Origin of the sequence: Lentzea indica, assembly GCF_012184385.1 — a bacterium.
GTDB lineage: Bacteria > Actinomycetota > Actinomycetes > Mycobacteriales > Pseudonocardiaceae > Lentzea > Lentzea indica.
In genome coordinates this window covers 1-10813 of record NZ_VSRL01000282.1, presented here as the reverse complement: position 1 = coordinate 10813, position 10813 = coordinate 1, and the positions used below count along the sequence as shown (strand labels likewise).

Annotated in this window: 12 protein-coding genes and 1 pseudogene; 7 read left to right on the top strand and 6 right to left on the bottom strand. The window is 66.9% G+C overall.

All coding sequences use genetic code 11. The features are described 5' to 3' along the window. Positions 1 to 202 (top strand): annotated as a pseudogene (locus FXN61_RS41765) (DNA polymerase III subunit delta); the annotation flags it as partial. Between the two features lie 98 nt (positions 203 to 300). Here the strand turns inward: FXN61_RS41765 and FXN61_RS41760 are convergent. Then, entirely contained in the window at positions 301 to 1095 is a 795-nt protein-coding gene (locus tag FXN61_RS41760) for a helix-turn-helix domain-containing protein (protein ID WP_167979381.1), read from the bottom strand. A gap of 169 nt (positions 1096 to 1264) precedes the next feature. Here FXN61_RS41760 and FXN61_RS41755 point away from each other — a divergent pair, with 169 nt between their 5' ends. The 3 genes from FXN61_RS41755 to FXN61_RS41745 are packed head-to-tail and all read left to right on the top strand — an operon-like array spanning position 1265 to position 2135. After that, positions 1265 to 1624, top strand: coding sequence for a hypothetical protein (locus tag FXN61_RS41755; RefSeq protein ID WP_167979380.1), 360 nt, complete (start codon positions 1265 to 1267; stop codon positions 1622 to 1624). Next, a complete protein-coding gene (locus FXN61_RS41750) occupies positions 1624 to 1938 on the top strand; it encodes a DUF4258 domain-containing protein (RefSeq protein WP_167979379.1) in 315 nt (104 codons plus the stop codon). Before FXN61_RS41755 ends, FXN61_RS41750 begins: the two co-directional genes overlap by 1 nt. Further along, entirely contained in the window at positions 1926 to 2135 is a 210-nt protein-coding gene (locus FXN61_RS41745) for a DUF2283 domain-containing protein (protein ID WP_167979378.1), read from the top strand. The genes FXN61_RS41750 and FXN61_RS41745 overlap by 13 nt, the downstream gene beginning before the upstream one ends. A 13-nt stretch (positions 2136 to 2148) precedes the next feature. On the opposite strand, the gene FXN61_RS41740 is transcribed toward FXN61_RS41745, so the two are convergent. From FXN61_RS41740 to FXN61_RS41720, 5 genes are all read right to left on the bottom strand, one after another. Further along, a complete protein-coding gene (locus FXN61_RS41740; protein ID WP_167979377.1) occupies positions 2149 to 2982 on the bottom strand; it encodes a class I SAM-dependent methyltransferase in 834 nt (277 codons plus the stop codon). A 142-nt stretch (positions 2983 to 3124) separates the two neighbouring features. After that, entirely contained in the window at positions 3125 to 3391 is a 267-nt protein-coding gene (gene rpsT / locus FXN61_RS41735; protein ID WP_166047155.1) for a 30S ribosomal protein S20, read from the bottom strand. A 123-nt stretch (positions 3392 to 3514) separates the two neighbouring features. Further along, positions 3515 to 5779, bottom strand: a complete 2265-nt coding sequence (locus tag FXN61_RS41730; RefSeq protein WP_167979376.1) for a glycoside hydrolase family 3 N-terminal domain-containing protein — start codon at positions 5777 to 5779, stop codon at positions 3515 to 3517. 151 nt (positions 5780 to 5930) lie between these two features. Beyond that, entirely contained in the window at positions 5931 to 6152 is a 222-nt protein-coding gene (locus tag FXN61_RS41725) for a type II toxin-antitoxin system antitoxin (RefSeq protein WP_167979375.1), read from the bottom strand. Next, positions 6152 to 7084, bottom strand: a complete 933-nt coding sequence (locus FXN61_RS41720; RefSeq protein ID WP_167979374.1) for an SPFH domain-containing protein — start codon at positions 7082 to 7084, stop codon at positions 6152 to 6154. Before FXN61_RS41720 ends, FXN61_RS41725 begins: the two co-directional genes overlap by 1 nt. A 72-nt stretch (positions 7085 to 7156) precedes the next feature. Between FXN61_RS41720 and FXN61_RS41715 the strand changes: the two genes are divergently transcribed. The 3 genes from FXN61_RS41715 (at position 7157) to FXN61_RS41705 (ending at position 10470) form a co-directional block, all read left to right on the top strand. Continuing rightward, a complete protein-coding gene (locus tag FXN61_RS41715) occupies positions 7157 to 7591 on the top strand; it encodes an NUDIX domain-containing protein (protein ID WP_167979373.1) in 435 nt (144 codons plus the stop codon). Positions 7592 to 7635: 44 nt separating this feature from the next. Beyond that, positions 7636 to 8982, top strand: coding sequence for a polysaccharide lyase 6 family protein (locus tag FXN61_RS41710; protein WP_167979372.1), 1347 nt, complete (start codon positions 7636 to 7638; stop codon positions 8980 to 8982). 147 nt (positions 8983 to 9129) lie between these two features. After that, entirely contained in the window at positions 9130 to 10470 is a 1341-nt protein-coding gene (locus tag FXN61_RS41705; RefSeq protein ID WP_167979371.1) for a polysaccharide lyase 6 family protein, read from the top strand. The last annotated feature ends 343 nt before the right edge of the window (positions 10471 to 10813 follow it).

Here is a 10813-nt window from a genome sequence, read left to right as displayed (position 1 = left end):
GCCTGGCCGGCCGCTCGGCATGCCGCCGTGGAAGATCAAGAAGGCGCAGGCCCAGGCCCGAGGCTGGGACCAGTCAGGTCTCGCCGACGCGATGCAGGTGGTCGCGGGCCTGAACGCCGACGTGAAAGGCGTGGCGGCCGACGCCGACTACGCGTTGGAGCGTGCCGTGCTCAGGATCGTCGCCGCGCACGGCCGCCGCTAGGGCCCGTATCGAAGTCTCGTGTTCGCGATAGCCGGGCCTGAGGCCGCCAGGAACCACCTCAGGCGCGACTCTCATCGAACGAGACTTCGATACAGGCCCTAGGCGGCATCGATGACGAACCGCTGATCGCACTTGCCCACGTGCGCTTCGGCGCTCTCGCCGGTGCCCTCGATGCCGAGACAGCCGAGACCGTCCACGCGCAGCACGTACTCGTCCGCTGAGCGCTCGAGGACGAACGGGGTGGCTTTGGTGCAGTCGTCCCACGGCTCCAGCAGGCCGCTCTCCAGCACTTTCAGACAGCCCTTGCCGAATTGGGGGTGCGTCCACGCGATGCGGTACGAGCCGCGGGCCAGTGGTTCGAACGTGGTCGTCTGCGGCGCCACGGCAGAGCACGGTCGTTGGACCGCCACGAGCGGGCCATAACGACCGTCGCGCACGTGTCCGTCGGTCAGGCACAGGTCGGGCGCCGCGACCGGCCTGATCCGCACCGGCGACGCCGGCATCGCGGCGGGTGTCCCATATTCGTCAGGCAGATCCTGTCTGCTGGACGACACCGCGAACCAGGTGCCCGCCGAGACGAGGACCATCAGCGCGGCCGCCGCCGGCCACCACCGCGACCTGCGGCGCCGGGCGGTCGGTGCCGAGGCCGGTTCGGTGGCTGAGGCACGGGCCCGTTGCCACGAGTCCACTTGGTCGCCCTCGCCGCACGCGTGCACGAAGGCGTCCAGCACGTCCGGTGCCGGTAAGCGCTTTCCCGCGAGCACGTCGGCCAGTGTGCTGCGGGCGAGCACCTTCCCGTGCTCCGCGGCGCGTTTCTCCAACTGGCGATAGGTGAGGCCGGACCGTTGTTTCAGATCGCGCAACGACGCGATGAACTCCCCCTGGCTGTTCATGTCCGCCGATCATGCCGTCCGGACGCGCCGCTGACCAGGCCGGACAAGGTCGGACTGACCGGACGGCCGCATTCTCTTGTCCGACCCCCGCTGACCTCGGAAAGCTCTGCCTCGCCCCGGCCGGGTGCCTCACATGAATCGCAATCCAACACAACGAGGGGTGGCTGACGTGCGAGGAATTCGCGCTGCGTTGACCGGTTTGGCACTGGTGGGCTTGTCGTTGTCCGGCGCCGCGACGGCGAACGCGGACGGCATGTCCGCGATGGGCGGCTGCGGCGAGGTCAAGAACCCGAAGACGTCCGGTGCCAAGGCGCACTGGGAGCTCAGCTGCCGCGACGGCAAGATTCGCGTCAGCGGCTGGGTGGAGGACACCGACAAGGACGGCCAGTGTGCCAAGGTCAAGGCGGTGTTCGCGAGCGGCAACACGGAGTTCAGCAGGGCCGCGTGCCCGAAGGGCAAGCGCATCCCGTTCGACTGGGCGCACCCCGGTTCGATCGCGAGCGTCTACCTCTTCGAGTACGACGCCTGATGGCCGGGCTGATCAGGATGTGCGCCGCCGTGCTGGCGGCGCTGTTCATCGCCACGGGCACCGCGCAGGCCGCGCTTCCCGAGCCGGTGCTGCAGGTGCAGGCGGGCGCGCCGTGTTTCGTCTCGGGCTACAGCCTGCACGCTCAGGAACAGATGGCGTCGCGACGCATCACGTCCGACCACGTGGAGAACGTCGTGCTCGGCACCTGCAGTCGTGCCAAGAAACAGAGCAACGGCACCTGGAAGTACACCGATCGCAAGATCACCGTGGTCGCCAACAACAACGGCTACGTTGTGACGGTATGGCGCAACTAGTCAGCTGGGACCGCTCGGTGAACGCCGCCTACATCGCGTTCCGCGAGCTCCGGCCCGGCGAGGCCGCGAAGCAGCTCCCGGTCACCGACGAGGACGGAGACACAGCTGCAGTGCTGGATTTCGGCGCTGACGGGGAACTGCTCGGCATCGAACTGCTCGACGCCGAGCGCCAGCTGCCGAGGAACCTGCGGGGATAGCGACGAAGGGGTCTCACTCCGCGCGAGTGAGACCCCCTTCGACGTGGAGTGGAACCCCGATCAGGTACTGGGCTCCCGTGAAGCCGGGTTCGACGCCGATCGTCCACGTGAACGACTCGGTGCCGGCCAGCCCGTCGACCATCCGGCGCAGTTCCGCGCGCCCGTACATGCGCAGGAACGACACCACGCTGTCGAAGAACATCATGAACGGCAGCACCGGAACCAGATAGGTGAGCACCAGCCGCAGCAGATAGCGCGGCACCGGATTGCGCTGGAACGGCGCCGACAACAGCACGGCCAGCGTGGTCAGGAACGGGAAGAGCAGCACGTAGAGGAACGACCGCTTGGTGTCCACGACGACGATCGGCTGCCGGGTGTCGACGGCGTTCTGCAGCATGCGGCCGGCCAGCGGCGGCGGGAAGTGGTGGAAGGCGCCGTAGATGGTGCGCGTCCCCTCCACCCGGCAGTCCGTGGCGTCGACCGGCTCAGACACGTAGTCCACCGAGCAGCACGAGTCGGGCAGCAGACGACGGTTCTCGGCCTGCACGCGCTGGAACGCGCGCACGTTCGGCACCAGATCCGTCAGCGTCACGTGGGTGTGGATGCCCTCGCGATGCAGCCGCCGCTGGATGAGCGGCACCGGTCCGCCGGAGCCCGCGCAAAGATCGACGATCCGGTGGTCGGCGCCCTGGCGCAGGGCCAGCGACAACGGCCGCGAGTACTCCCGCGCGGCGTCCGTCAGGCGGTAGATGAACGTGATGGACTCCGTGTGCAGGGTGCGCAGCACGGCCGGGGTGCGGTCGAGGTCGTGGAGTTCCACGAAGTCAATGCGCGGGAGCGATTCCATGGCTCCTATGCCTACTGGTCAACCGGACCGGCAGTCCATCCGCCGGTGTGGGTAGTCCGATGCCGTGGGACCTCCACCAGAACAGCGAAAAGGGCCCGCTCAACGGGGAGCGGGCCCTTCTCAGCAGCTCTGAACGAGCGAATCAGCCCTCGAGGGCGTTCGCGCGCAGGGCCATCGCCGACTTCTTGTTGGCGGCCTGGTTGGCGTGGATGACGCCCTTGGTGGCGGCCTTGTCGAGCTTGCGGGACGCGTCCTGCAGCAGCTCCAGGGCCTTCGCCTTGTCACCGGCCTCGGCAGCCTCACGGAACTTGCGGATGGCCGTCTTCAGGGACGACTTGACCGACTTGTTGCGAAGGCGAGCCTTCTCGTTGGTCTTGATCCGCTTGAGCTGGGACTTGATGTTCGCCATGCGACATCACCCTTCTTGTCGAAACCGGAGTTCGTGACGCGCTTGGTCGGCACCAGCCTGAGCTGGCTTCTCCTCCACGGCGGAGCGCCGCGCGTTCACGACGAGGAAGGATATCAGGCCAGCTCAGCGCACCGTGAACGCGGCCTTCTCCGCACCCACCACGGCCTCGTAGCCACCTCGGGCGACCTCACGCCGGCCGTCTCCGTCGACGTCGCCGACGGTCAGCGCCAGCTGCGAGAGCGTGAACGACACCTCGACCTGCTTCGACTGTCCCGCAGCGAGTTCCACGCGGGTGAAGCCCACCAGCCGCTGGTCGGGCGTGAGCACTGGTGAGGCCGGCTGACGCACGTAGACCGGCACCACAACAGTGCCCGCACGCGCACCGGTGTTCGCCACCGTGAACTTCACCACGCCGTTGTGCCGATCAACCGCGACGGCCGCACCAGAGGTCGTGAACGAGGTGTACGACAGTCCGTGCCCGAACGCGTACAGCGGGTCGTACTTCGCGCCCGCCGACGTGTTCGCGCCCGGCAGCTGGTCGTAGGTGAGCGTCGGGTCGCCGAGCGTCTTGGGCCACGACACCGGCAGCTTGCCGCTCGGGTTCACCGCGCCGAACAGCACGTCGGCGATCGCCCTGCCACCCTCGCTGCCCGGCAACCAGCCCGCGACCAGCGCGTTCGCGTCCGCCGCTGCTCCGAGCACCTGCGGACGGGCCGTCAGCAGCACCACGACCACCGGCTTGCCGGTCGCCTGCACCGCGTCCACCCACGCCTGCTGCTCGGCGGTCAGCGCCGGGTTCTCCGTGTCGGCTGGACCCTCCGCACCGGGTTTCTCGCCCAGGACGACGACAACCGCGTCCGCATCAGCGGCCTCGGTCACCGCGGCAGCAGGAGTCGCAGCGTGCACCACGGACGCACCAGGAACTGCCTCGCGAACACCCGTCAGCACGGTCGCGGTCGGCGGCAGCGGCGAGTCGTCCGGCACGCCCTGCCACTCGACGGTCCAGCCACCGAGCTGGCGGCGCACGTCGTCCGCGGTCTCACCGGTCACGACGATCTTCTTGGCCGACGTGGAAAGCGGCAGCACACCGTCGTTCTTCAGCAGCACGGTGCCCTCGGCGGCCGCCTGACGCGCGAGCGGGCGGTCCACGTTCACCACGTTGCCGTCTGCCTTCGCCGGGTCCACGTACGGCTTCTCGAACAGCCCCAGGTCGAACTTGAGCTTCAGGACTCGCCGCACCGCCTGGTCGATCCGCCCGCGCGACACGGAACCGTCGCGCACGTTCGCCAGCAGCAGCGAGGTGAACTCGGCCGCGTTCGACGGCTCCATCGCCATGTCCACACCGTCGTTGACGCTCATCGCGATCGCCGTCTTGTAGTCAGGCGCGACCTTGTGCCGGTCCACCAGGTACTTCATGTCCTGCCAGTCCGAGACCGCGACACCCTTGAAGCCCATGCGGTCACGCAGCTGCTTCTGCAGCATGTACTTCGACGCGTGCACCGGCACGCCGTTGAGCGAGCCGGAGTTGATCATCACGGTCTTCACACCCGCGTCGAACTGCGCCTGGAACGACGGCAGCACCACGTCCTGAAGCTGCCGAATCGGGATCTGCGCGGCCGCGCGGTCGTGCCCGTTAGCCGGCGCCGAGTAGCCGGCGAAGTGCTTCGCGGTGGCGGTCAGCTGCGCGGTGTCGTCCACTTTGGACTGCTGCCCGCGCACGTTCGCCGCCGCCAGCTGACCGGCCAGGAACGGGTCCTCGCTGTACGTCTCGTAGTAGCGGCCCCAACGGGTGTCGCGCGCGATGTCCGAGACCGGCGCAAAATTCCAGAAGACACCCGTCGCGCGCAACGCCTTCGAGGCCGACACACCGATCTGCTCCTGCAGAGCGGGGTTCCACGTCGCGCCGAGCCCGATCTGGTGCGGGAACATCGTCGCGGAGATGACGTTGTTGTGCCCGTGCACGCCGTCCGCGCCGTAGATGATCGGGATCTTCAACCTGTTGTTCTCCAACGCATAGCGCTGGATCGCGTTGTTCATCTCGGCCCACGCCTTGGGCGTGTTCTCGACGGGCGAGTCACCGCCGCCGGACAGGATCGAGCCCACGTGAGCGTCCGAGAGCACCGCCTTCAGGCAGGACTCGACCAACGGCCCGTTGGCGTTGTTGCAGTCACCGCGCAGCTTCCCGACGCGGATCTGCGCCATCTGCCCGATCTTCTCCTCGAGCGTCATTCTCCGCAGCAGGTCCTCGACCCGCCGCTCCGTTGACGCCCTAGCGTCCAGATAGATCTCTTTGCCCGCCGCCAGACCACCAGCCGGTGTCATCGACGCGATCAGCACAGCAACACTCAGCACGCCGAGACCGGCGCGCCTGCGGGAAAACAAAGACAAGACTCCTCCACGCTCCCGTGCGCCCGCCGCACACGATCGCGTGGAGGAGTCGGACAAAACACCCCCGAACGGAGGAACTCCGTGGAAGCGGTTTCATGCTGGTGAAACGCCTGTTCAGCCGCCGAGGACGCGCCGCGTCAAAGACTGTTTTTCATGGCTCGTCCTCAGCGTTCTGGTCGGACTTCTTCGGTGGCCTGCCCCGGCGAGGCATCTTCTTCGCCTCGCCCGGCAACCGGCCCGCGTCCGCCAGCGCACGCCGCAGCAGGAACTCGATCTGCGCGTTGGTGCTGCGCAGCTCGTCGTTCGCCCACCTGGTCAACGCGTCGTGCACGGCCGGATCGAGCCTGAGCAGAACGCTCTTACGCTCAGCCATCAGGTGTAGAGGGACCCGGTGTTCACCACGGGCTGCGTGGATCGGTCGCCGCACAGAACGACGAGCAGGTTCGAGACCATCGCCGCCTTGCGTTCCTCGTCGAGCTCGACGACGTTCTGCTCGGCCAGCTTGGCGAGCGCGAGCTCCACCATGCCGACGGCGCCCTCCACGATCCGCGTCCGTGCCGCCACGACCGCGCTCGCCTGCTGACGCTGCAGCATCGCGTGTGCGATCTCCGGCGCGTACGCGAGGTGCGTGAGCCGCGACTCGATCACCTTCACGCCCGCGGACTGCACCCGTGCCGAGATCTCGATCGCGAGCGTCTCGGTGATCTCGTCCGCGTTCTCCCGCAACGACAAGCCGGCTTCCTCATGGTTGTCGTACGGGTAGCTCGTCGCGATGTGCCGTACGGCTGTCTCCGTCTGGATGCCGACGAACCGCACGAAGTCGTCCACCTCGAACCGTGCGCGCGCAGTGTCTTCCACCTGCCACACGACCACGGCCGCGATGTCGATCGGGTTGCCGTCCGCGTCGTTGACCTTGAGCGTCGCCGTCTCGTGGTTGCGGATCCGGGTCGAGATCTTCTGCCGGGTCGTGAACGGGTTCGCCCACCGCAGGCCGTCCGTGCGGACCGTGCCCACGTACCGGCCGAGGAACTGGAGCACCCGCGCCTCACCCGGCGCCACGGTGAAGAGCCCCCTCATGATCAGCGCCGCGGCCAGGAACAGCAGCAAGACCACGATCACGATCGCCGCCGACGGGTCGGCGCCGTCCGCGGCCTTTCCGAGGATCTCCTGCACGAGCAGCCACACGGCCACCGCGATCACCACCACCCCTCCGAAGAACATCGGCAGACCAGGCAGGTCCTTCGCGTGCTTCTCCCGCACCACCGGTGCGGGCATGTGCACCGTCGTGTCCACCACTGCGCTCATCCAGACCCCCTATCGAAGTAGTAGCTAAGTGATATCACTTTTTGGAGGTGATCGCCAGTTAGGCTGGATCGCATGAGGGCGAAGAAGCAGCGCGTGGCCGCGTACGGGGTGTGCATCAACGACGACGACGAGATCCTTCTGGCGCGCTGGCTCGGCCCGAAGGGCAAGCGCTGGATCCTGCCCGGCGGCGGCATCGACCACGGCGAGCACCCGCACGACGCCGTCATCCGCGAGTTCGAGGAGGAGACCGGCTTCGAGATCGAGGTGCTGCGGCTGCTCGGCATCGACTCGGAGTTCCGGGAAGAGTCCGACCGCGACTACCACGCGCTTCGGATCATGTACGAGGTGCGGATCGCGGGTGGCGACCTGCGGTACGAGGTGGGTGGCACGACAGACCTCGCCCAGTGGTTCCCGCTCACAGACATCGGACAACTGGAGCGCGTGCCCTCGGTCGATACGGCTCTTGGTTTGTATCGAACTACCCCAGCTGCTGGGATCTTGCGGTAACTTGGCTCTACCGCCGCCGACGACCCATTCACTGGAGTTGGCGAATGATCCGATCACTGGCCGCAGTCGGCGCGGCCGCCCTGCTGTCGTCCTTCGTCCACGTCCCTGCGTACGCGGCTGTCGTCGGCGTCTCGACCGTGTCCTCCCTGCAGGCCGCGATCGACTCCGCCCTGCCCGGTCAACGCCTGGTGCTCGCTGATGGTGTGCACCAGGCCGGCCGGCCCATCAAGATCACCAGGTCCGGCATCACCATCGCCGCGCAGACCATCGGCGGCACGGTGTTCACCAGTGGTGGCTTCGAGCTCGGCGACGTTCAGAACGTGACCATCGAGGGCTTCGTCTTCGACGGCACCAGCACGCTCTCGGTCCCGCCGGAAGCGCAGGCCACCCGCATCACCCGCAACACCTACAACGGCAACAAGGACGGCGCCTCGCTCAGCGTCAGCGCCGACGACGTGCAGGTCGACCACAACACGTTCTCGAACCGCACGAACGCGGGCGTCTACCTGCAGATCACCGGTCCCGGCAGCGAGATCGCCAAGCGGACGTGGATCCACCACAACTACTTCTACAACCACCAGTTCACCGGCTCGAACGGCGGCGAGTCGATCCGGCTCGGCTACAGCCACAAGCAGTCGAAGTCGGCGAACGCGATCGTCGAGCACAACCTGTTCGAGAAGGCGGACGGCGACTCCGAGGCGATCTCGATCAAGGCGTCGGACAACACGGTCCGCTACAACACGATCCGCAACAGCAAGGGCTACCTCGTCCTGCGGCACGGCCACCGCACCACGGTCGAGGGCAACCTGCTGTTCAACAGCGGCATCCGCTTCCACGGCAACGACCACAAGATCTACAACAACTACGTGGAGAACGCCCGCGACCGCGCGATGGTGTTCGGCTCCGGCAAGGAAGCGGACAGCGGCCCGACCTCGAAGCTGCACGACCGGCCGGACCGCGTGACGGTCGCGTTCAACACGCTCATCGGCACCGGCGCGGTGGTGGACAGCGACGGCGGCACCTACAAGCCGAAGGACTGCGTGCTCGCGAACAACATCATCAAGGGCTCGTCCGGTGGTGTCGTCTCCATGGCCAGCGGCTCGGTCGTGAAGTACGAGGGCAACGTCATCTGGGGCGGCACCGGCGGCAGCATGCCGTCGTCCGGTTACAAGTCCGTCGATCCGAAGCTCGTGAAGGACGCCAACGGCCTGTTCCGGTTGGCCTCCGGCAGCCCGGCGATCGACGCGTCCGCCGGCAGCTACTCCTACGTGTCGCGCGACTTCGACCCGCAGGCGCGTTCCGGCAAGCCGGACGTGGGCGCGGACGAGTACAGCACGTCGGCGATCCGCAAGGCGCTGACGAAGGCCGACGTGGGGCCTACGGCGCCGTAGCGGCTGCCCTTGGGGGCAGACATCGGAGAACTCGAACGCCTTCCGTGCTGGACGAGGCAAGTGGCCTCCGTTGAGCTGCCCCATCCGCAGCAACTCCGCGGTACTTTCGGTCCGCCGCCGCCGACGGGCCACCATAGGAGTTGGCGAATGATCCGATCACTGGCCGCAGTGGGTGCGGCCGCCCTGCTGTCGTCCTTCGTCCAGGCACCCGCGGACGCGGCGGTCGTCAGCGTGCCGACCGTGTCCTCCCTGCAGGCCGCGATCAACTCGGCCCGGCCCGGTCAGCGCATCGTGCTCGCGGACGGCGTGCATCGTGCCGACAAGCCGATCAAGATCACGAAGTCGAGGATCACCATCGCGGCCAAGCGCGCGGGCGGCGCGGTGTTCAGCACCGGTGGCTTCGAGTTCGGCGCGGTCCGCGGTGTGACCGTCGAAGGCTTCGTCTTCGACGGCACCAGCTCCCTGACCGTGCCGGCCGAGGCGGAGGCGAGCCGCATCACCCGCACCACGTTCAACGGCAACAAGGACGGCGCCTCGCTCACCGTGAGCGCGAACGACGTGCAGGTCGACCACAACACGTTCTCGAACCGAACGAACGAGGGCGTGTACCTGCAGGTCACCGGCCCTGGCAGTGAGATCGCTCAGCGGACGTGGATCCACCACAACCACTTCTACAACCACCAGTTCACCGGCTCGAACGGCGGCGAGTCGATCCGGCTCGGCTACAGCCACAAGCAGTCGAAGTCCGCGTACGCGGTGATCGAGCACAACCTGTTCGAGAAGGCGGACGGAGACCCGGAGGCCATCTCCGTGAAGTCCTCGGACAACACGGTCCGCTTCAACACGATCCGCAGCAGCAAGGGCTACATCGTGCTGCGCCACGGCAACCGCACCACGGTCGAGGGCAACGTGCTGCTCGGCAGTGGCATCCGGTTCCACGGGAACGACCACAAGGTGTTCAACAACTACGTGCAGAACACCGGTGACCGGGCGATCGTGTTCGGGAAGGGCTCCGAGACGGACAGCGGCCCGACCTCGACATCGCACGACCGCCCGGACCGCGTCACGGTGGCGTTCAACACGCTGATCGGTACCGGGGCCGTCGTCGACAGCGACACCGGTACTTATGCACCGAAGGACTGCGTGCTCGCGAACAACATCATCCAGGGCTCGTCGTCGAAGCTGATCGACATGATGAGCGGCTCGACGGTCAAGTACGAGGGCAACATCGTGTGGGGTGGCACCGCCGGCATCCCGTCCGGCTACCGCTCGGTCGACCCGAAGCTCCTGCGTGACGCGAACGGTCTCCTGCGCCTCGCGTCCGGAAGCCCGGCGCTCGAGTCTTCCGCGGGCACGTACTCGTATGTCACGAGGGACTTCGACCCGCAGGCTCGCTCGGGCAAGCCCGACGTCGGGGCGGACGAGTACAGCTCTTCTGCGATCAGGAAGCCGCTGACGGCGGCGGATGTCGGGGTCTCCGGGCCCTGACACGGGCGTTTGTCCTGGTGACCGCACGTTTCGCGGTCACCAGGACCCCCGATTTGGAGATCGAAACCGGCTTGTGTAATGTTCTCTCTGCCAGCGCGGAACGGGCCGGAAATCAAAACCGGAACGAGCGGGGCACAAGCCGGAGAGAAAGAGCCTCCTAGAGGCCGATTTGACACCGGCGCGAAACACCGAATAAGCTTCGCAACACAAGCCCCGGAAGTAAGTCAGCGTAAAGCTGATGTGACTGCGGTGTGCGCGTGTTCTTTGAGAACTCAACAGCGTGCCGATAACACAGCCAGTAATATATGAATACCTCCTCGTCGAGGTATTCCTTTGAGTAGAT

Excerpts from the sequence above, each read along its gene's own strand:
- FXN61_RS41760 (WP_167979381.1), bottom strand. The coding sequence starts at position 1,095 with ATGAACAGCCAGGGGGAGTTCATCGCGTCGTTGCGCGATCTGAAACAA.
- FXN61_RS41750 (WP_167979379.1), top strand. The coding sequence starts at position 1,624 with ATGGCCGGGCTGATCAGGATGTGCGCCGCCGTGCTGGCGGCGCTGTTC.
- FXN61_RS41745 (WP_167979378.1), top strand. The coding sequence starts at position 1,926 with ATGGCGCAACTAGTCAGCTGGGACCGCTCGGTGAACGCCGCCTACATC.
- FXN61_RS41740 (WP_167979377.1), bottom strand. The coding sequence starts at position 2,982 with ATGGAATCGCTCCCGCGCATTGACTTCGTGGAACTCCACGACCTCGAC.
- rpsT (WP_166047155.1), bottom strand. The coding sequence starts at position 3,391 with ATGGCGAACATCAAGTCCCAGCTCAAGCGGATCAAGACCAACGAGAAG.
- FXN61_RS41725 (WP_167979375.1), bottom strand. The coding sequence starts at position 6,152 with ATGGCTGAGCGTAAGAGCGTTCTGCTCAGGCTCGATCCGGCCGTGCAC.
- FXN61_RS41720 (WP_167979374.1), bottom strand. The coding sequence starts at position 7,084 with ATGAGCGCAGTGGTGGACACGACGGTGCACATGCCCGCACCGGTGGTG.
- FXN61_RS41715 (WP_167979373.1), top strand. The coding sequence starts at position 7,157 with ATGAGGGCGAAGAAGCAGCGCGTGGCCGCGTACGGGGTGTGCATCAAC.
- FXN61_RS41710 (WP_167979372.1), top strand. The coding sequence starts at position 7,636 with ATGATCCGATCACTGGCCGCAGTCGGCGCGGCCGCCCTGCTGTCGTCC.
- FXN61_RS41705 (WP_167979371.1), top strand. The coding sequence starts at position 9,130 with ATGATCCGATCACTGGCCGCAGTGGGTGCGGCCGCCCTGCTGTCGTCC.